Source organism: Paenibacillus sp. TSM33 (genome assembly GCF_056099025.1).
Genome location: NZ_JBLZXB010000017.1, coordinates 409,351 through 430,996, shown reverse-complemented (window position 1 = coordinate 430,996; position 21,646 = coordinate 409,351). Strand labels below are relative to the sequence as shown.

Genomic DNA, 21,646 nt, shown 5'->3' with positions numbered 1-21,646 from the left:
TTTTAAGCATACTTCAAAAAGAAAGGAAAACTGAGGAAATAGCCATATTCAATGATAAGAAAGCGATTTAATTTGTCTAATCACCTACCAATTGGGAACCTGCCTGAAAACGGCCCGTTATCCTCTTTGCCGCCTTGGAACACGGATGGTAAACTTCACTAAGCCATATAACAACGTCGTGCAACTAATGGAGGGACTTGACATGGAAGTGCTCAGGCAACTGCAAGTTTTTTTTCGAGAGAGGAGACATTATCTATTTCTTTCCATTCTATGCCTTGCGATAGCGACGGCCTTGGGACTGGTGTATCCGAACCTGCTCCAACGGCTCATTGATAACGCTATCATTCCCGGTGACTTCGAGAAAGTTCCGGTTCTGGCTCTGACTGTACTGGGAGTCGTGATCATCAAAGGGTTTATGCAATTTTTACATGGTTTTTTTGGTGGACGGCTAGGTAACTACTTGGCGTATAGACTTCGCAATGCCTGTTACGAAAAGCTGCAATTTTTGTCCTTCAGATATTATGACACTGCCAAAACGGGGGATCTTATGTCCCGTCTGACGGGTGATTTGGAGGCGATCCGCAACTTTATCGGGTTTGGTTTTGCCCAGCTCCTCAATGTGCTACTGATGGTCGTATTCGGCTCTATCATGATGCTGTATATTAATTGGCAGCTCACCCTCTTTACGATGATCAGCATGCCGTTGCTACTCTTCGTCACATTCAAGTTTGAATCTCGAATTCATCCCACCTTTCAGGAAATGCGAATTGCTCTCAGCGCCCTGACGACGGCAGTACAAGAAAATATAACAGGTGTGCGAACCGTAAAATCTTTTGCTCGCGAATCCTATGAAGTTGAAAAATTTGCCGTACGTAATGAGCAGTACAAGAGCAACCAGATTCAGGCTGCTTCCTTATGGAGTCGATTTTTCCCGGCGATGGAACTGATTGCCTCGGTCAGTGTGGTCCTTCTCCTAGGGATGGGTGGATATCTGGTTATACAGAACTCAATGACCTTGGGGCAACTCGTCGCCTTCTTTAGCTTAATTTGGTATATTATCGGTCCCATCTGGAGCATTGGCTTTCATATCAATAACTATACGCAATCCAAAGCTTCCGGTGAAAGGGTTTTAGAGTTGCTAAACCAGTCTGTAGATGTAACTGATGAAGCTAATGCACTTACACTCAACGCCGATCAGGTGAAGGGACATGTGACGTTTGAACATGTTACCTTTGCTTACGGAAATAAGCTACCTGCTGTTGTTGACATCAATCTGGATGCGCCACCGGGATCGGTCATTGGGATTTTAGGAGGAACAGGGTCCGGGAAGTCGACCATAATTCAACTCCTCATGCGAGCCTATAATGTGAATGCAGGCAGCATCAAACTGGATGGTACGGATATACGTCATTTGAAAATTCGTGATTTACGTGCCCAGATTTCTTCTGTATTTCAGGAGACTTTTTTGTTCTCGTCCTCTATACGCAACAATATTGCATATGGATTAAGTCATGTCAGTATGGATGACATCATTCGCGTTTCCAAGCTGGCTCAGGCACATGAATTCATAAGTGAATTACCACTGGGTTACGACACTGTCGTCGGTGAACGTGGATTGGGATTGTCTGGAGGGCAAAAACAACGGATTGCCATCGCGCGTGCACTACTCAAAAATCCAAAAATCCTGGTTCTGGATGATGCAACCAGTGCGGTCGACATGGAGACGGAGCATGAAATTCAGTCCGGTTTTCAAGAGGTTATGCGTGGACGCACAACGTTTATTATAGCTCATCGTATCTCCTCGCTTCGTCATGCCAACGAAATTGTGGTGCTTGAGGAAGGACGAATCGTCCAACGTGGAACACATGAACAGCTCATTGCTACTCCAGGTCCATATCAAGATGTGTATCATATTCAATACGCCGATTACATAGCGGAGGCTCCAGACGGTGTATCCGAAGGGCAGGTGAGACCATGAATATTCCAGTAGAAAAAGCCAAACTGTTAAAGAAGCCGACCAATGAGCGCTTTGTCTATCAAGATGATGAGGTCATTGATAAACCGTTTAACTGGGCGGAATTCAAACGTTTGCTAGCATACATGAAACCTTATGCCCGTCAGATTCTGCCGATTCTTCTGGTCATGATGATTCTCGGCACGATTACTAAGCTGACGGTTCCATATTTGATCAGTCTGGCCATTGACAAGGCCATTGCTCCCGCATGGCCTGCACAGCCGAGCGTAAAGTTATTGTTGCTCATTACGGGTGCCGTGCTCTTGTTATATTTAATTCAATGGGCAGCCAGTATGTACCGCATTAAATTCACCAATATTATTGGTCAGCGGGTTATTTACGATTTGCGTGAAGATTTGTTCAAGCATATTCAGAAGCTTTCCTTTAACTTTTTTGATAAAAGACCGGCGGGGTCTGTATTAGTACGTGTGACGAATGACATTAACTCGCTACAGGATTTATTTACGAATGGTGCAGTGAATGTCCTGATTGACTGCGTACAGCTTTTCGGAATTATTGTTATTTTGCTGCTTATTAACTGGAAGCTCGGTTTGGCAGTGATTGTGACCGTTCCGATCATGTTTTTGATCTCGACCAAGCTGCGAGTACGCATCCGTCGCGCCTGGCAAGAAGTACGCATGAAGAACTCGCGTATCAATTCTCATTTGAATGAATCTATTCAGGGAATTCGTGTGACACAAGCGTATACGCAGGAGCAGGAAAACATGGCTTATTTCGACGATATGAACAGCTCCAGTAAAAAATCGTGGGATAAGGCTTCTGCTATGAATCAGGTCTTTGGACCACTTATTGATATTACCGGAGGATTAGGTACGCTTGTGCTGTTCTGGTTTGGAGCGCATTTAATTCAGACAGATCAGCTTACGGTGGGGCTGCTGGTTGCATTCGCCAACTATGTAGGGAACTTTTGGGAGCCAATCAATCGGCTGGGTCAAATGTACAATCAGCTACTGGTTGCGATGGCTTCGTCAGAAAGAATTTTTGAATTCATGGATGAACAGCCGAATATTGCAAACAAACCAGGAGCAAAAGCTTTGCCGCCTATTCGGGGTGATATTCAATTTGATAAAGTCATTTTTGAATATGAAAAGGGACGACAGGCGCTTAAAGGTATTAATCTTTCTGTCAAGGCAGGTCAATCTATAGCGCTTGTAGGTCATACTGGATCAGGTAAAAGTACAATTATTAATTTGCTCAGCCGTTTTTATGACATTACGTCAGGGCGACTTACTATTGATGGTTATGATGTGCGAGATGTCACAGTGGAGAGCTTGCGCAGCCAGATTAGCATCGTGCTTCAAGATACATTTATTTTTTCGGGGACGATACGCGACAATATCCGATTTGGCCGTTTGGATGCAACGGACGAGGAAATTGAAGCGGCTGCGAAGGCGGTCAATGCTCATGAATTTATTGTTCATTTGCCAGATGGTTATGAAACAGAGGTAGAGGAGCGCGGTGGTATGCTGTCCATGGGTCAGCGACAGCTCTTATCCTTTGCTCGTGCCTTACTGGCTAATCCGCGAATTCTTATTCTGGATGAGGCGACAGCCAGCATTGATACGGAAACGGAGTTGAAAATTCAGGAGGCTCTTCAGGTGCTACTGGAAGGCAGAACTTCTTTTATGGTCGCTCACCGTTTGTCCACCATCCGAAATGCTGATCATATCGTTGTACTGGATCATGGGGAAATCCAGGAAAGTGGTAATCATGAACAATTGATGAAAAAACATGGAATATATCGGGGGCTGGTGGAAGCACAGTTCAGATTTTTGTAAAAAAAAGATCAAAAAATCGCGTTTTTTGTAAATTAAAATGCCGAGCACTATTGCATTCTTGGAGCTAAACCCTGAAAATAAAGATGAAAAGAGATCAGAGCAATATCGTCAGAGGGGGAAGAGTTCAAGATGTGGGGTGCTCCTTTTTCTGCCAAGGCTAAGAAGATGCTACTGCTGGGTAGCGGCGAATTGGGAAAAGAAGTCATTATTGAAGCTCAGCGGCTTGGCGTGGAATGTATTGCTGTAGATCGCTATGAGCTGGCTCCAGCAATGCAGGTGGCCCATCGCTCTCACTGTCTGGATATGCAGGATGCTGAGGCGTTGAAGGCACTAATTCGCAAGGAACAGCCCGACATAATTGTACCTGAAATCGAAGCTATTGCTACGGGTGCTTTGGAGGAATTAGAGCAAGAGGGATTTCACGTAGTACCAACGGCCCGGGCCGCCCGTCTTACGATGGACCGGGAGGGTATTCGCAGGTTGGCTGCCGAGAAATTACAGCTTCCGACTGCTGCCTACCGTTTTGCAGATCATTTTGAGCAGTTACGGTCGGCAGTTCAAGAGCTGGGCACGCCATGCGTGGTCAAGCCCTTGATGAGTTCGTCGGGTAAAGGGCAGTCTGTATGCCGGACACTCGAAGACGCAGAATCCTGCTGGAATACGGCGCTGGAAGGCGCACGTGCCAAAACGACACGTGTCATTGTTGAAGCTTTTGTCCCGTTTGAGAGCGAAATCACCTTATTGACCGTCAGATCGGAATCAGGCACGACTTTTTGCCCACCGATTGGCCACATTCAAAAAGATGGGGATTATGTCGAATCCTGGCAGCCTCATGGCATGACGGACAAGCAGCTTTCGGAGGCGCAGCACATTGCCCGTACGATTACGGATGAACTGGGTGGTTACGGATTGTTTGGCGTAGAGCTGTTTTTAACGGCTGATAGCGTCATATTCAGTGAAGTATCCCCGCGTCCGCATGATACAGGTATGGTGACCATGATCACGCAGGATTTGTCTGAATTTGCGCTTCATGTACGGGCGATTCTTGGATTCCCGGTGCCATCCGTCACGCTGCTTACACCAGGAGCTTCAGCTACCTTGAAGGCAGAAGTGGCTACGCGCGATTTCGCAATAAGCGGTCTGCATGATGCACTATTGCTACCCCGGACACAGGTGCGAGTGTTCGGGAAGCCTGAAACCAAGCCGGGACGCCGGATGGCTGTAGCGCTTAGCGCTGCAGAAGATGTGGAAACAGCACGGAAGACAGCCAAAGAAGCTGCCAATATGCTGAAAGTGGAGGTAAATCATGTCTAACAGTGTGATGATTCCAGTACTGACAATTCGTTCCGTAGAGCTTGGCGATTGCGAAGCTGTAACTGGGCTACTCAGAGAAGTCGGATACCCGATGACTTGTGGTGTTATGAAAGAAGTTATGGGAACAGCGCAGGAGGACAGTCAAGCGAATATGATGGTTGCAGAAATGGATGGTTGTGTAGTCGGAGTAATCGGCATGCATACGGCTCAAAGCCTGGCCTATCCTGATCCTGCTGTACAAATCACCATGCTGGTCGTGAGCGGGGAGTATCGCGGCGAAGGCATTGGCAAGCGGTTGGTTGCTTGTGGTGAGGAGTGGGGACGCGCGCAAGGATGCTATCATTTATTCATTACTGGAGCGAATAACCGCATCAAACAAGTAGAGGCCCGTGCTTTCTACAACCGAATCGGCTTTGAGAAGCAAGGCTACCGTTTCAGCAAGAAGCTCAGATAATCAGCTTGCCACAAACAATCTAATACTTAAAGCCTCACTATTTTTAATTTAGTCTTGTTCGCCATTGCCGAGCAGGACTATTTTTTTTCCAACTTTTATACCATTGATGATGCTATAAAACATGATATACTGCTAGAGTAAAGTTTACAAAGTTGTAACCTGAGACGTTCACACCAAGGCACTTATACAACAAGGAGATGACGAAATGAAGAATATGTTGAAAAAAACACTGGTGATGGGAAGCCTAAGCGCCATTTTATCCGCAGGATTCATCGTTCCGGCATCAGCTTCACCAGCTGACGATTTGTCTGCCCAATTACAACAGTGGTTTCAAAATAACGGATACACAGTCAATATGTCCAACGGGACGACGACAATAACAAAGACTGTCATTAAGGATTATTCTGAAAAGGACAAGGCTAAAACAAAAACGGCAAATCCTTCTTCTGGCAAGCAAACGACGAATCAGGGGAGCCAAAAGGCTTCAAAGTCTGTTACCAAGCAACAGACCCAAACACAAAACACCAACTCAGGTGCAGGCCAGTCTACAGATTCTAATGCACAACTCAGCAAGTCTCAATTTGCAGCAGAGGTTGTAAAGCTTGTAAACAACGAGCGCAGTCAAAAAGGTCTGAAGCCCCTCACATCTAATGCGAAGCTTACAGAAGTAGCCTTAGCGAAGGCGAAGGACATGAGCACGAATAATTACTTTTCCCATACATCTCCGACTTACGGTTCACCCTTTGATATGATGAAAAAATTTGGTGTAACTTATACGTATGCGGGTGAGAATATTGCAATGGGACAAAAAACACCACAAGAAGTGATGAAGGCCTGGATGAATAGCCAGGGACATCGTGAAAATATTTTGAAGGCAGAATATACACAAATCGGTGTGGCTTACTACAATGGATATTGGGTACAAGAGTTCACACGTAACTAAGTTGATAGAGAAAACGTTCTAAACGTCATTTCTGTTTATAAAAAGATAGTGACGTACGTAATGTAGAGACCCGCTGACATCGTTCAGCGGGTCTTTTTATGTCGCTCATGTCACTTCAGGCATAAACCATTGCTCTATACCAGAAAAGACATAAGGGACGTGCTTATAGTATGATGACAGTAAGCTGAATGGATAACAGACTACTTTTGGAAGGCTAGGTGAACAAATGAGCTACGAAATCGTGCATGAAGGTGCTTTTGCAATGCTCAAGGTGCAGTTGAACCCCGGAGAAACCATTAAAGCGGAAATGGGAGCGATGGTTTCCATGTCTTCCAGCGTAGATATAAAGGGGACGGTAGACGGTGGATTGTTACGTGGTTTAGGCAGAATGCTGAGCGGAGAAAAATTCTTTTTTCAAGAGCTGATGGCGGCCCGAGGACCCGCTGAAGTACTGTTAGCCCCCGCAAGCATAGGTGATGTACAAGCAGTGGAACTGGATGGCACGTATAGGCTGTTGGTCCAAAAGGACGGTTTTTTGGCCTGCACGGAAGGGATTGAGGTAAGTACCAAAATGCAAAACCTGATGAAAGGTTTATTCTCCGGTGAAGGTTTTTTTATTGTAGGAATCAGTGGACGGGGCACAGTATTCCTATCCTCTTATGGAGCCATTCACCCCATTTATATCGCGCCAGGAGAGGAGCGTATTGTTGATAATGCTCATCTAGTGGCATGGCCGGATTATATGGATTATAGAATTGAAAAGGCATCTAAAGGCTGGTTGTCCAGCGTAACGAGTGGGGAAGCTCTTGTATGCCGTTTTCGCGGTGAAGGAACGGTACTGATTCAAAGCCGAAATCCGGGTAGTTTTGGACAATGGATTAGAAGTTTCATCCCTGATAGCAAATAGTTTCTTTCGTCTGGCTGCTGATGAGAGGAAGGGCTATTCGCACAAAAAAGTATGATAGCAGGATGGGAGTCTGCCATCCTTTTTTAGTATGTTCATGGAAAATTATGCGGGATTATAATCATTGATTTTCGCTTGAGCTAGAACGGTTTATTTGCAAAATGACAGGAGAAGCTTTATGTTTATTTCACCAAGCTATCAGGAGGGAACACGAGTGAATTCATCAGAATGGATTTGGCGGTCTGTCGGTTCCGTTTCCATTGCCGCCACACTGCTATTATTGTACGGATTTATTGCAGCAGTACGAAGTATCACGGCTCCAGAGCCATTGGTAAGTACTCAACCTGTACAATCCGGTTCATCGCAGACACAAACTGCACCATCGGCTACTGCTCAGACGGGAGAGTTGCGCGTAGCTGCCATTGGCGACTCGCTAGCCAAAGGAACGGGGGATGACTCCGGAAGTGGTTTTGTGCGCCGGTCGGTGACTTTGTTAAATGATCAGGAGGGACATAAAGCTCAGCTCATAAATAATCTAGGGATTAATGGACTGACGACTCAAGGACTATTAACGAAGCTGGATGAGCCTGGTGTGTCTTATGTACTGAAGAAGGCTAATGTGATTATAGTTTCGATTGGCGGAAATGATTTGTTTCAGGGCGCGCAGGCGGCCCAAACCGGCAAAGAACCGCCTACACTCAGCGGATTGCGCAAAGCTCTGCCTGATGCAGCCAAAAGTTTGCAAAAGGTGCTGACAAAGGTAGGAACAATCAATCCGAATGCTAAAATTGTCTATGTTGGATTGTATAATCCATTCAGTGATCTGCGGGAAATGAAAATTCCCGGTAATCTTGTGGTAACCGAATGGAATATGGCTGCCATGGCAATTACCAACCAAAACAGTAATATGACGCTGGTTCCAACTTTCGATTTATTCGAGCAAAATTTGCCCGTCTATTTATCATCCGATCATTTTCACCCCAACGGACAGGGCTATCAGGCCATCGCTGAACGTATCGCACAAGGATTTGCTGTTACCACGACGAAGGATTCCGATCAAGTGAATCCTAAACAACAGTCTATAAGTAGCCAACCTACAGAAGCGAAAAAGGGAGGGAACAAGTAATGAGCATCCAACCTGCTGACAAGACCGAGGCTGGCGTGACCCAAGATTCGGCATTCACGGATGCAGTGTCCAGTCTTCATTCCTCCAATCAGGTTGGTAGCGCAGACAGAGACAGCAGCAATAATGAAATTGTGCTCTCTGTTCAGCATGTTAAGAAACGAATTAAACGCAAAATGATCATTCATGATGTAACATTCGACGTTCGCGCAGGTGAAATTTTCGGATTTCTTGGCCCCAATGGAGCTGGAAAAACGACGACTATACGTATGCTGGTTGATTTAATTAAGCCTACGGAAGGGACAATAACCGTATGCGGTCATAATGTAAATCGTGACCCTGAGCAGGCTTTACGGCATGTTGGTTCTATTGTGGAAAATCCAGAGGTGTACAGCTACCTGACAGGATGGGAGAATTTAGAGCATTTTGCCCGGATGCAGCCTGGTGTAGATGAACAGCGCATCCGCGAGGTGGTTGAGTTGGTTCGGCTCGATCGTCGCATCCATGATAAGGTAAGTACATATTCACTGGGGATGCGCCAGCGTCTTGGTATAGCTCAAGCCTTGCTTGGCAGACCGAAGCTACTCATTTTGGATGAGCCGACGAACGGGTTAGACCCCAAGGGAATCAAAGAAATGAGAGCCTTTATTCGTTTGTTAGCGGCAGAAGGCATGGCTGTATTTGTTTCTAGCCATTTGCTCAGCGAGATCCAGCTGCTATGTGATCGTGTGGCAATTATAAGTCGAGGCAAGGTGCTAGCTGTTGGTGGGGTACGGGAACTGGTTGAGACACACTCACATATGGCTGTATGGCAGCTGGAGCCCCGTGATCAGGGCCTTGCCCTATTGCAAAATTCTCCGAATGTGCAAATCATTACGAATGCCGATGAATTAATTGATGACAGCATTGTTGCAGGTAGCGGAGTGGATGCTATTTTTACAGAAATGGACGAAGAGCATATTGCGGGGCTGGTCGCACACATGACAGCTTCCGGTATTTCCGTTAAAGGTGTAACCAAAATCAATCCTACACTGGAGCAACTATTCCTGAAAATGACGGAAGGTGAGATACTTGAATAATATTTTACCGCTCGTACAAAATGAAACCCTGAAAATTATCAAGAAGAAACGATTTTATGTCATTTTACTTGTTTTGCTTGTGCTTGTGCCGATTTTTACGTACGCTCAGATGAAAGTGGCAGAAAACAATCGCGAAAAATTCGGCAATGATTGGCGCCTTGAACTGCGTCAGGCCATTACCGATAACCAAAACTCGCTGGGCAGCGATAGGGTTCCCGAGGAATGGAAGACCTATCGGCGGGTCTTTGTGCAGCAGATGCAATATTATCTGGAAAATGACGTGAATCCTAATGAGCCGAGTGGCGTCACTTTTACCAGAGAGTTTATGGATAATTCCATAAATCTGTTCGTTCCGTTGTTGATCATGGCGATTGCTTCGGACTTGGTTTCAGGAGAAAGGACGACAGGCACGATAAAAATGTTGCTGACTCGGCCGGTCAGGCGGTGGAAAATACTGCTGAGCAAGCTTCTGACACTGTATATGTTCGTTTCGCTCATCATTTTGTCCGTATTTGTCATTAGTTATCTCATATCAGGCTTTTTTTTTGGTTTTCGTGGTTTTAATGTTCCGGTATTTACTGGCTTTCAAATTGTTGGATCGACAGTGGATTTGTCTGCTGTACATGCCATTCCACAATGGCTTTACCTGATGCTGCAAGCCGGATTAATCTGGTTTGTGAGTCTTGTGGTTGCTTCGTTAGCTTTTATGGTATCTGTTCTGGTACGTAGTACAGCAGCAAGTATCGTGGTCATGATGGCTGCGCTTATTTCGGGCACTATACTGACCAACATGGCTTCATCTTGGCAGAGCGCCAAATATTTATTTATGGTTAACCTCGGATTAACCGATTATTTATCTGGAAGCCCTGCCCCGATTGAGGGGATGACCCTGCCGTTTTCTTTAGCTGTACTGGGCATTTGGGGGGCTGCGGCGTTGATTGTTTCATTCGCCGTCTTTACGAAACGGGATATATTGAATTAAAATGGACAAGGTAAAAGAAAACATCTGTTTGCATTTTTGGTGAAAATCATCAAGAATAAGGCAAAACACGGTTATGATTAGACAAAGGGGGAGCATGAATGGTCGACAAAATCGACTTGTCTGCGGGAGCTTCCGGTACACAGAACGGAGCTTCAGAATATGGCGCGGACGACATTCAAGTGCTCGAAGGGCTTGTGGCAGTTCGCAAACGGCCGGGCATGTACATCGGGAGCACCAGTTCTTCGGGACTGCATCATTTGGTATGGGAAATTGTAGACAACGCGGTGGATGAACATCTCGCCAAGTTTTGCTCTCGCATTGATATTACAATGCATAAGGACGGTTCAGTTACAGTATCAGACAACGGGCGCGGTATTCCTACGGGAATGCACAAAATGGGAATTCCTACGCCTCAAGTTGTATTCACCATTTTGCACGCCGGAGGTAAATTTGGCGGTTCGGGATATAAAAAGTCCGGGGGTCTGCATGGGGTAGGTGCGTCTGTAACGAACGCTCTTTCGGAATGGCTTGAAGTGGAAATCTACCGGGACGGCAAGATTCACCGTCAGCGGTTTGAATATTGGCAGGACAAGAAGGGCGTGGAGCATGTCGGTGAACCGACCACAGGCCTTGAAGTGCTGGGCAATACTAACAAGACGGGCTCGAAAATTACATTTAAACCGGATATTCGCGTTTTTCAGTCAGGAATTCATTTTAACTACGATACGTTGGCTGAGCGCCTTCAGGAAATTGCTTTTCTGAATTCCGGCCTTCGTATTCAGCTTAAAGACGAACGCAGCGGAAAGTCAGATGAATATTTTTATGAGGGTGGAGCGAGTCAGTTTGTTGCTTTTTTGAATGAGGGCAAGGATGTACTTCATGATGTTATTCACTTTAATGCCGAGAAAGAAGACATTGAAGTGGAGATTGCCATCCAATACAATGCCGGCTACACAGAGACGATTGCTTCGTTCGTTAACTCCATTCCGACACGTGGCGGGGGTACGCATGAAACAGGCTTCAAAACCGCTTACACTCGTATCATGAACGACTATGCACGCAAAACAGCGATGTTGAAGGAAAAGGATAAAAACCTGGAGGGTAACGATCTACGTGAGGGTATGATGGCTGTCATCAGTGTCAAGATGGCCGAGGTTGAATTTGTCGGTCAGACAAAGGATCAGCTGGGTAGTGCTTCGGCGCGGAGTACAGTGGATGCCATTGTATCTGAACAAATGCAGCGCTTTTTGGAGGAAAATCCACAGATAGCGCAAACCTTAATCAGAAAGGCAGTTCAAGCATCCAAAGCGCGTGAAGCTGCACGTAAGGCTCGGGACGAAATGCGTTCTGGCAAGAAACGCAGTGAAAGTTCTAATTTGAATGGCAAACTGTCGCCTGCGCAGTCTAAGGATTTTACACGTAATGAGTTATTTATCGTGGAAGGCGATTCGGCTGGTGGATCGGCCAAACAGGGACGGGATTCCAAAATCCAGGCGATTTTGCCGCTAAAGGGCAAGCCGATGAATCCTGAAAAATCAAAGTTGGCGGATATTATGAAAAATGATGAGTACCGTGCTATTACGGCAGCGATTGGCGCGGGGGTAGGAACAGAGTTCACGCTGGAAGACAGCAATTATTCCAAAATCATCATTATGACCGATGCAGATACGGATGGCGCGCACATTCAAGTGCTGTTGTTGACGTTCTTTTATCGGTACATGAAAGAACTCATTGATGCAGGACGAATATTTATTGCTCAGCCGCCATTGTATAAAATAACCCGCAAGTCGGGTAAGCTCGAAACGGTTCGTTATGCCTGGACTGACGAGCAGCTTGATAATTACTTAAAAGAGTTTGGACGGAATTTTGAGCTTCAACGTTATAAAGGACTCGGGGAGATGAATCCTGATCAGTTATGGGAAACAACAATGAATCCCGAGTCACGTACCCTGTTGCGCGTTCAGATTGAAGATGCTGCCAAAGCTGAGCGCCGTGTGTCCACATTGATGGGTGATAAGGTGGATCCGCGTAAGCGCTGGATCGTGGAAAACGTGGATTTCACGGAATACGTAGAGTAGTGCTATTAAATGAGGTGTAGACATGAGCTTATCGGAGCAATTTTTGCCAGCTTATCTGGAGGAAATGGTCGGTGACCGCTTTGGCCGATATTCCAAATATATAATTCAGGATCGGGCGATACCTGATGTACGGGATGGATTAAAGCCTGTGCAACGCCGAATTCTGTACGCGATGTACGATTCGGGTAATACCCCGGAAAAAGCATATCGCAAATCCGCCAAAACCGTTGGGGACGTTATGGGTAATTACCATCCTCATGGTGATTCATCTATTTACGATGGAATGGTACGGATGGCGCAGCCTTGGAAAATGAGCCACGTACTGGTGGATGGCCACGGCAACTGGGGTTCTCAGGACGACGATCCTGCGGCAGCTATGCGTTACACGGAGGCACGCTTGTCTCCGATAGCAATGGAAATGCTGCGTGATATCGAGAAACGTACGGTTTTGTTCAAGGATAACTTTGATAATTCGGCAAAGGAGCCTGTTGTACTGCCCTCCCGTTATCCTAATCTGTTGGTAAACGGATCTAGCGGGATTTCAGCGGGGTTTGCAACGGAAATTCCAACCCATAGCTTGCGTGAGGTGATTGACGCCACCATCGCAGTGATGGAAAAGCCGCAGATCGAGCTGGAAGAGATTATGACCTTTATAAAAGGTCCAGATTTCCCGACTGGCGGACTCATTATGGGTGGCGAAGGTATCAAGGATGCATACAGAACAGGCAAAGGACGCATTTATATCCGTTCCAAAACGGAGATTCAGTCTTTGCGTGGAGGCAAGCAGCAACTGGTTATTACAGAGATTCCATACCAGGTTGTTAAATCCAGACTCGTAACCGCTATGGAGAACATCCGTCTGGAGAAAAAGGTAGAAGGAATTGCCGAGGTTCGTGACGAGAGTGGGCGTAATGGCCTGCGTATTGTTGTCGAGCTGAAGAAGGAAGCGGATGCGGAAGGTATTTTGGCATATTTGCTGAAAAAAACCGATCTCCAAGTGGCTTATAACTTCAATATGGTAGCCATCGTAAACAAAGCACCGCACCAGCTTGGATTAAAATCCATTTTGGAAGCGTATATAGCTCATCAGCGTGAAGTTGTCACAAACCGTATCAAGTTTGAACTAGAGAAGGCGGAGGACCGTGCACATGTACTGGAAGGTTTAGTCAAGGCGCTGAACATTCTGGATGAGGTCATCGTAGCTATTAAAGCTTCTAAAAATCGTCAGGATGCACAAAATAATTTGCAATGGATGTTTGGCTTTAGTGAACGGCAGGCGGATTCCATTTTGACTCTGCAATTGTACCGTCTTACAAATCTCGAAATTACCACCCTCGAAAAAGAGCTTGCTGACATTCAGAAGAAAATTACTCAATACCGTTCGATTCTGGAAAGTGACCGCAAGCTGATCAGTCTGATCCGCAAGGAGCTGCTGGAAATTCGTGAAAAGTACGGCATAGACCGTCGCTCGGAGATACAAGGTGAGGTAGAAGAGATTAAGGTAAATCTGGAGGTCATGGTTGCGGCAGAGGATGTATTGCTAACCCTCTCGAAAGATGGCTATGTGAAACGTACGAGTATGCTATCGTTCACTCGTTCTGGCGGGGACCGTTCAAATTCCGGAGTTAAAGAAGGGGACTACATTACCCAGTTCCTTGACGTCAATACACTCGATGTGCTGCTCGTCTTCACCCAGCGTGGACAATACTTTTTGCTGCCTGTGCATCAGATACCGGAGTATAAGTGGAAAGAGCCGGGAACTCCAATTGTCAATGTCATTTCGCTATCGAAGGAAGATCGTATCGTAAGCGTTATTCCGATCAAAAACATGGAGGAAATCGGTAAAAGTTTGGTGTTTGTAACCAAGAAAGGGCAAGTCAAACGAACAGAACTTACAGAATATGCCACAAAGCGTTCCAGTGCTGTAGCAGCCTGCAAGGTGGCTGGCGACGATGAGATATTATCAGTAACGTTAAGCGACAATAGCAAGGATATAATGTTGATTACCCGTGCAGGGATGAGCATACGCTTCAAGGAGCAAGAGGTTAATGCCATGGGCCGCGTTTCAGCGGGTGTCAAAGGCATACAACTGGCGGAAGGCGATGAAATTGTCGCAGCGCTATGGGTAGAAGAGGATGAAGGAGAGGTGCTGGTACTGACCGAATCCGGTTACGGTAAGCGTACGCTTCTGCTGGATTATCCTTCTCAGGGGAGAGGCGGTAAAGGAATCAGTACCTTCGAATTCAAGGAAGGCAAGCGGGTTCGTTCGAACGGAACTCGAATCGTGGCTGCCTTCTACTGTCGTGAAGCTGTTCAATTATTTGTCATCACATCAGAAGGGCAGACGATGTCCTTCCTTTCGGAAAAAGCTCCTTTAACTGACCGCAAGGATACAGGCAAACTGCTGGCTCCGGTGGAAAAGAAAGACGAAATTGTAAATGTGCTGCCGCGTAGTGAGCCTCAGAGTTCGCAGACAGTAGAATAATTGTTAAGTCAAGCGTTTTTTAGCTCGAAAAAGAGAGGTCCTCACGTGCCATTCCGGCACGAATGAGGACCTTTTTGCCGTCATGCTGTCGAACCTTGACCTGCCTCCAAATCCGAAGTGAGACTTCCTTCCCCTTTTCATTTGATGCTCCAAAAATGGCAGGAAACTGGGGGAGAATGGCGAAAATTTAATGTGATGAAATACAATCCGGACGGTGGCCCATACGGTAACTTTGATGCTTTTACTGACCCTGTTATTCAAAGGAGTGAGGCAAAATGCAAACGACCGAATTTGCAAAAATCTGGTCCAGAATGGCTAAGGATTACAAGGTTCATATGGAACAGCAACTAGCTCCATCACTAACTGAGGCTCAACTCACGGTGCTGGAGGTTCTGAACGAATACGGCCGCATGAAGCCGTCTCAACTAATCCCATATCTCGCCACCACACCTGCGGCAGTTACGATGCTATTGGATCGGATGGAGCGAAATCGACTGGTCACCCGGTTCAGAGACGCAAAGGACCGTAGAATTGTATGGATTGTTATTTCAGATCAAGGCAGAGAAGAAGTGGAGCGCGGATTGCAAATTCGGGACGATTTTCTGGGTTCTGCGCTTAACCGAATATCTCAGCACAATCAGAATTTGCTGGTTTATTTGTTGGGGAAAATTACAACGAAGACGAAAACGGCTGTATCAGCCAGTGAAGATGAGGGAATAAAGGAACAAATAGAGCGAGCAGAATAGCTAGTTAGTGGATACATGGAATGTAGCTGTACACAGCAGATTGGCTTTCTAAGTTGAATAGAAATGCGCGGATAGATGCCGATCGTGGTATCATTTCCGCGCTTTTTTGTGTCCCACTATAGGTAGTGTTTGGAGGGATGTTGACATTTACATAAGAGATGATAAAATAATAGTTATAAATAAATAACAATTCGTATACAAATAGTTACTAGTTTATGTTATATGGGTAATGAATATGTATGGGGAAGAAGGATGGTTCTAGTGAGCGACAGAGAGGAAGACAGACTAGAGGTGTACCGGATTATTCAATCGGTAAGGGAGGTTAACAAGACGATATTTTATGCTTTCTGGAACGAGGAGCAGCATTTGGATCTGACGGCCATTCAGCACATGGCTTTGGCGATTCTGAATAAACGCCCCAATATTGGGTTATCCGAGCTGGCAGAGATAGCTCATGTGGGAAGCAGCTCTATGAGCGGGGTGGTTGACCGCTTGACCAAGGCGGGATATCTCGCTCGCGGACGGCATGAGCATGATCGCAGATCTTTAGTACTGACGCTTACGCCAGAAGGAAAAGATATAATGCAAAAGGTAGACGCCATGTGGATGGAGCGCGTCTTGCCAATTCTGGATATCCCGAAGGAGCAGCTAGAGTTGCTCTTGGATGTTCATAAACAAATGATCATGAAATTAACACCGAAGGGAATGAATCAACTTGAGCAGTCCTCAAATGACACTACCAGGTAATGTCCGCAGAGCACCCATTGTGGCCGCTCTGTTGATTGGCGCAATTGTTGCAATTTTAAACCAAACATTGATAAGTGTGGCTTTACCGAAAATGATGAGTGATCTGAATGTAGATGCCAATATAGCTCAGTGGCTTAGCACAGGCTTTATGCTCGTGAACGGGGTATTGATCCCGGTGACCGCATTCCTGATTGCCCGTTTCTCTACTCGTAAATTGTTTATTAGTGCAATGACTATTTTTTCAATCGGCACGCTGTTATGTGCAATAGCGCCGAGTTTTAGTATATTGCTGATCGGTCGGCTTATTCAGGCTGCGGGTGCAGGGATTATGATGCCATTAATGATGGTCGTTATCTTGAACATTTACCCAATAGAGCGTCGTGGCCGTGCAATGGGAACGCTGGGGCTTGCGATGGGGTTTGCTCCAGCCATTGGACCAACCTTATCTGGTTATATAGTCCAGCATTATGACTGGCGAGTATTGTTCTGGATCATCTTGCCGATTTCCGTGATTTCGATTGTGATCGGATTTATTTTTCTGAAAAATGTAACCGAGCAGTCCAAGCCTAAGCTGGACATACTCAGTGTTATTTTGTCTACACTCGGTTTCGGTGGGCTGTTATACGGCTTTAGTGATGCTGGAACATCGGGTTGGGGGAGTATTCCAGTGCTGTCTACACTCATCGTCGGGACGATTGCGCTTATTTTATTTATTGTCCGACAACTGAATGTAGATGAGCCTATGCTGGAGTTTCGTATCTTTAAATACGATGTGTACAGCTTGACGACAATCATTAATGTTATTGTGACGATGGCTCTGTACGCCGGTATGATATTGCTTCCAATTTATTTGCAAAATATTCGCGGATTTACACCACTCCAGTCTGGTATGCTAATGTTACCAGGAGCGATTCTGATGGGGGTCATGTCTCCTGTGACGGGGGCTATTTTTGACCGAATTGGAGCGCGCTGGCTGTCTGTAATTGGGTTGTTGATTATGACTGTAACGACTTGGGAATTTACACGTTTAACCGAATCAACCACCTATATGACACTGTTAATCAATTATACGGTACGAATGTTCGGGATGTCATTACTGATGATGCCGATCCAAACGGCCGGACTGAATCAGCTTCCGCAACGATTGAATGCCCATGGTACGGCGATGGGCAATACGCTGCGTATGATTTCAGGCTCGATTGGGACAGCAATTCTAGTGACGGTGATGTCTACTCAAACCAGCAATCGTTTGACCACGATGGTGGCATCCGAGGGACTGAGCGTTACGGACAAAGCGGGAATGCTGGCTGCTAGCAATCAAGCTACGATCTACGGTATTAACTCGGCATTTATCATTGCAACACTATTGAGCGTGACAGCTTTGGTTTTGGCGTTTTTCATCAAAAATACAAATGCACAAAACGCTCGTCACCGCCAACAGCTGGTCAACAGCGAGAAGGGGCAGACTGTGGCTTCCTCATCATAAGCATGGATACATTTTCATTTGCTTTTGTACAAATAAGAACCCGCACTACATGTTTGTTTACATGTAGTGCGGGTTCTTTGTGGTAAGTCTGCTCAATTATCCGATGTAATCATTTTATCATAAAGCGACAAGGGCCACTCACTCCAAGGAAATTGAACGGGAGGCAGTGAATGGAAGCTCATCGCTTCCTTACTGACCGGATGCGGTGCTCCAGCGAGCAAGGACCAGAGGGCCAGCTGTTGACCGGGGCGGCTCAAATTGCCGCCATACTTTTGGTCCCCATAGAGGGGACAGCCGATTGCCTGCATCTGTACGCGAATTTGGTGCGAGCGTCCGGTGTGCAGCTTGATTTCCACAAGACTAAGTCCAGCAGCTTGTCCGATAACGCGGTATTCCAAAATGGCTTCCTTGGCACCAGCCGTGCCGGGGCGAACCGTTTTGACCGTGTTGGTACGGCTGTCCTTAAGCAGGTAATGGGTTAGACGGCCTTGGAGAGCCTCAGGAACGCCATTCAGAACAGCTGTATACAGTTTGTGAAAATGACGGCTTCGAACCGACTCTGACAGACGAGAAGCCGCTTTGGACGTCTTAGCAAAAATCATAGCTCCGCCTACAGGTCGATCCAGCCTGTGCACTAAACCCAAAAAGACGTTACCAGGCTTATTGTGTCTGATTTTCAGATCTTCCTTGAGTAAAGACAGCAGATCGGGATCACCGCTGGCATCCTCCTGTGTCGGAACATTGACAGGCTTTACAACCGCCAGGACATGATTGTCCTCATACAGGACAGGAATATTCGGATGTGTATGCTCTTGCCGAGTAAGTTCATCTTGATTCATAAGAGGAATTAAGCCTCCCAGCGTCCGAGAATACCACAAGGCAAATTCAATCCAGAGCGTGTGATCGGCAATCCGATTTCACCGGCGCTAATTTGTCCGCCATACTTTTGTTGCATCGTCATGCTCAGCATGTTACGCAATACAGTAGGTGAAATACCTGTCGTGTAGGAATTGATCAGCATGAACAAGGGTTGGTCCGAAATGATGCTCATGCAGGATTCGAGAAACGGATATAAGCTTTCTTCCAGCTTCCAGGTTTCTCCGTTAGGTCCACGTCCGTAAGAAGGAGGGTCCATAATAATGGCATCGTAACGGTTGCCCCGACGTTGTTCCCGTTGCACGAACTTGAACACGTCGTCTGTAATGAAGCGTACCGGACGGTCAGCCAGACCGGACAATTGAACGTTTTCCTTTGCCCACTGCACCATACCTTTGGCTGCATCCACGTGAACTACACTGGCTCCGGCATACGCTGCGGCAGTAGTGGCTCCTCCCGTGTATGCAAACAAATTCAATACGGAAATGGGTCTACCTGCGCCTTTAATTTTATCCATCATCCAGCTCCAGTTGGCGGCTTGCTCTGGGAAAAGACCAGTATGCTTAAAGCTGGTCGGTTTAATGTGGAATTTAAGCGGTCCATAGCTAATCGTCCAACGCTCGGGGATAGGCTTTTTCATATCCCATTGGCCGCCCCCGGAAGAGCTGCGGTGATAATGGCCATGAACATTACGCCATTCAGCTGTTTCCTGGGTCAAAGGCCATATGATTTGCGGATCGGGACGACGCAGGACAATATTGCCCCAACGTTCCAGCTTTTCACCACCGCCTGTATCCATTACTTCATAGTCTTTCCACTCTTGTGCTACATACATGTACAATCCATCCTTCAGCAGTCAATTCAGGATTTAGGCAGCAAGCTGCACAAAATCCCCACATGGAGTCTATTGTACAACAAACCTTAGCAACAATCGAATGGTTCCATGAATAAGTAAGTAGTGAGATGGAACGAAAATATTTTTTTCGGATATACTTGTAATTAGAGCGCTTCCATATTAAAATGAAATCAATCCCACTTGTACGTACAACTATCCGGTTTTTATTCTATTTATAAAAAAGAGATTTGGTTGTACGTACATAATATTTTCATAACTATCCATAGATTTAATAGTGAAAAGTCGCATAAAATGCGACTTTTTTGCGTATAGGTTTACCAAAATACACCTCATGATTGAAATTTGTATTTGACAATGAGAATCATTATCAAATATTATTTGAGTAATAGGGAATGAAAGCATCCCATATTTCAAATAAAGGTGAGGGATGAACTTGGGTAAAATCATGATTGCTTATGCTAGCATGACCGGTAATACAGAGGAAATCGCGGAATTGATCGCCGAGGGTGTTCGTCAGGCAGGGCATGAGGCAGAGTTGAAGGCTTCGTATGATTGCAGCGCGCAAGAATTGCTCGCATATGACGGATTCCTGTTGGGTGTATATACATGGGGAGATGGTGAGCTTCCTGATGAATTTTTAGATTTTTACGAGGAACTAGACGAGCTTGATCTGTCTGGCAAAAAGACTGCTGTATTTGGCAGTGGAGATACATCTTATACACAATTCTGTGGCGCAGTGGACTTGGTAGAGGAAAAAGTCAAAGAACGCGGCGCATCAGTCATTCAGGAGAGTTTGAAGATTGAATTCAATCCACTCGATGATGAGAAGGAGAATTGCCGAGCTTACGGAAGACAATTTGCGCAGGCTGGCATTGGAGTGTCCTGAGAAGAGAGTGAGGGATAGGTATGCGCAATAGCGATAGCTTAAGCGGCTTTCCTCTTCTGCACGACTATCAGCTTGAAGAGATGTGGAGAACTCCGCAGTCAATCCATCAATCACAGAGAAAACGAGGGCGTGAGGGTTGGAATTGGCGGCAAAGGGTTCAATATGCGATAGGGCATGCGCTGAACGAATACTTTGGAATGGAAGTAGAGGTACGGCGAGAAGTCCCTGTTCAGTATGTGCTGGAGAAGTGGTGGCCTAAGCAGTCGAACAGTTTTGAATCTTTGTTCCATTACTGGGATGTCAAAAATAAAGTATCAGGCGAGTTGTCAAAAATATGTGCCTTAAATAATGACTTATTGGTGCCTGTGATGTTGTATGAACAATTTTGTACAGCGGTACCTGAGTTGGAGGTCGATATTTCGCTGATTATTCAGGCAGCCTGGCAACAATCAGAACAAGCGGATTCATTGCTGATTCAAAAGTATATGGTGGACTACAACCCTAACGTTATTAGTACATTTCATCATTTAACAAATGTATTTTGTTATTATGCATTTGGAGCTCTTCCTCAGCTTATCGAAGTATACTGTCTGCTAGAAGGGAAGAAGGTTCGTTTTCTTCCTGGTTCGGCTTCTTTACAGCAATCTTTGGATTACGTACGATTACTAAAAGACTCCAGAGAGGATATGCATGGTATGGCAGAACGCTGTCGTTGCAGGGGATGTATGGGGCAGCAAGCTTCTCAGCAGAACAGAGCGAATAAGGACAAAAAGGAAGAGCGGGAGGCGAAAAACTGTAGGGATCGGTCAGTTGGATCTACGCTTTTCTCTTAGGATTATTGCGTGAACCTTTAAATGTAAACTATCCCTTTTCA

18 protein-coding genes are annotated in these 21,646 nt (G+C 45.9%); 16 read left to right on the top strand and 2 right to left on the bottom strand.

Annotated elements, in window-relative coordinates; translation table 11 throughout:
- Positions 1–202: 202 nt before the first annotated feature.
- The 14 genes from ACN6NF_RS13865 (at position 203) to ACN6NF_RS13800 (ending at position 18,154) form a co-directional block, all read left to right on the top strand.
- Positions 203–1,978, top strand: coding sequence for an ABC transporter ATP-binding protein (locus tag ACN6NF_RS13865; protein WP_474318206.1), 1,776 nt, complete (start codon positions 203–205; stop codon positions 1,976–1,978).
- The gene (locus ACN6NF_RS13860) at positions 1,975–3,813 is read left to right on the top strand and encodes an ABC transporter ATP-binding protein (protein WP_474318205.1); all 1,839 of its coding nucleotides are present in this window, start codon (positions 1,975–1,977) and stop codon (positions 3,811–3,813) included. Before ACN6NF_RS13865 ends, ACN6NF_RS13860 begins: the two co-directional genes overlap by 4 nt.
- A 129-nt stretch (positions 3,814–3,942) precedes the next feature.
- A complete protein-coding gene (gene purT, locus ACN6NF_RS13855; protein WP_474318204.1) occupies positions 3,943–5,127 on the top strand; it encodes a formate-dependent phosphoribosylglycinamide formyltransferase in 1,185 nt (394 codons plus the stop codon).
- Positions 5,120–5,581: a GNAT family N-acetyltransferase gene (locus tag ACN6NF_RS13850; RefSeq protein WP_013371586.1), complete on the top strand. Its 462-nt coding sequence runs from the start codon at positions 5,120–5,122 to the stop codon at positions 5,579–5,581. Before purT ends, ACN6NF_RS13850 begins: the two co-directional genes overlap by 8 nt.
- 205 nt (positions 5,582–5,786) lie before the next feature.
- A complete protein-coding gene (locus ACN6NF_RS13845) occupies positions 5,787–6,524 on the top strand; it encodes a CAP domain-containing protein (RefSeq protein ID WP_474318203.1) in 738 nt (245 codons plus the stop codon).
- Positions 6,525–6,750: 226 nt separating this feature from the next.
- Positions 6,751–7,431 (top strand): TIGR00266 family protein, encoded by a 681-nt coding sequence (locus tag ACN6NF_RS13840; RefSeq protein ID WP_474318202.1) that lies wholly within the window; start codon positions 6,751–6,753, stop codon positions 7,429–7,431.
- A 175-nt stretch (positions 7,432–7,606) separates the two neighbouring features.
- Positions 7,607–8,554: a GDSL-type esterase/lipase family protein gene (locus ACN6NF_RS13835; protein WP_474318201.1), complete on the top strand. Its 948-nt coding sequence runs from the start codon at positions 7,607–7,609 to the stop codon at positions 8,552–8,554.
- Complete coding sequence (locus ACN6NF_RS13830) at positions 8,554–9,630, top strand: ABC transporter ATP-binding protein (protein WP_474318199.1); 1,077 nt, start codon at positions 8,554–8,556, stop codon at positions 9,628–9,630. The genes ACN6NF_RS13835 and ACN6NF_RS13830 overlap by 1 nt, the downstream gene beginning before the upstream one ends.
- Positions 9,623–10,612, top strand: coding sequence for an ABC transporter permease (locus ACN6NF_RS13825; protein ID WP_474318198.1), 990 nt, complete (start codon positions 9,623–9,625; stop codon positions 10,610–10,612). Before ACN6NF_RS13830 ends, ACN6NF_RS13825 begins: the two co-directional genes overlap by 8 nt.
- A gap of 98 nt (positions 10,613–10,710) precedes the next feature.
- Positions 10,711–12,690, top strand: a complete 1,980-nt coding sequence (gene parE, locus ACN6NF_RS13820; protein WP_474318197.1) for a DNA topoisomerase IV subunit B — start codon at positions 10,711–10,713, stop codon at positions 12,688–12,690.
- Positions 12,691–12,712: 22 nt separating this feature from the next.
- Positions 12,713–15,175, top strand: coding sequence for a DNA gyrase subunit A (gyrA, locus tag ACN6NF_RS13815; RefSeq protein ID WP_474318196.1), 2,463 nt, complete (start codon positions 12,713–12,715; stop codon positions 15,173–15,175).
- A 275-nt stretch (positions 15,176–15,450) separates the two neighbouring features.
- Positions 15,451–15,921 carry a MarR family winged helix-turn-helix transcriptional regulator gene (locus tag ACN6NF_RS13810; RefSeq protein ID WP_474318195.1) on the top strand — a complete coding sequence of 157 codons (471 nt, stop codon included), beginning with the start codon at positions 15,451–15,453 and terminating at the stop codon, positions 15,919–15,921.
- Positions 15,922–16,182: 261 nt separating this feature from the next.
- Complete coding sequence (locus ACN6NF_RS13805) at positions 16,183–16,668, top strand: MarR family winged helix-turn-helix transcriptional regulator (protein WP_474318194.1); 486 nt, start codon at positions 16,183–16,185, stop codon at positions 16,666–16,668.
- On the top strand, positions 16,652–18,154 hold the full coding sequence (locus ACN6NF_RS13800; RefSeq protein WP_474318193.1) for a DHA2 family efflux MFS transporter permease subunit: 1,503 nt from the start codon (positions 16,652–16,654) through the stop codon (positions 18,152–18,154). The genes ACN6NF_RS13805 and ACN6NF_RS13800 overlap by 17 nt, the downstream gene beginning before the upstream one ends.
- Before the next feature lie 92 nt (positions 18,155–18,246).
- On the opposite strand, the gene ACN6NF_RS13795 is transcribed toward ACN6NF_RS13800, so the two are convergent.
- Both ACN6NF_RS13795 and ACN6NF_RS13790 read right to left on the bottom strand, forming a co-directional pair.
- On the bottom strand, positions 18,247–18,993 hold the full coding sequence (locus ACN6NF_RS13795; protein ID WP_474318192.1) for an RluA family pseudouridine synthase: 747 nt from the start codon (positions 18,991–18,993) through the stop codon (positions 18,247–18,249).
- Positions 18,994–19,001: 8 nt separating this feature from the next.
- Positions 19,002–19,865 carry a class I SAM-dependent methyltransferase gene (locus ACN6NF_RS13790; RefSeq protein ID WP_013371574.1) on the bottom strand — a complete coding sequence of 288 codons (864 nt, stop codon included), beginning with the start codon at positions 19,863–19,865 and terminating at the stop codon, positions 19,002–19,004.
- A gap of 448 nt (positions 19,866–20,313) precedes the next feature.
- Here ACN6NF_RS13790 and ACN6NF_RS13785 point away from each other — a divergent pair, with 448 nt between their 5' ends.
- Positions 20,314–20,772 (top strand): flavodoxin, encoded by a 459-nt coding sequence (locus ACN6NF_RS13785; RefSeq protein WP_016822119.1) that lies wholly within the window; start codon positions 20,314–20,316, stop codon positions 20,770–20,772.
- A gap of 20 nt (positions 20,773–20,792) precedes the next feature.
- Positions 20,793–21,605, top strand: coding sequence for a hypothetical protein (locus tag ACN6NF_RS13780; RefSeq protein WP_017427599.1), 813 nt, complete (start codon positions 20,793–20,795; stop codon positions 21,603–21,605).
- The last annotated feature ends 41 nt before the right edge of the window (positions 21,606–21,646 follow it).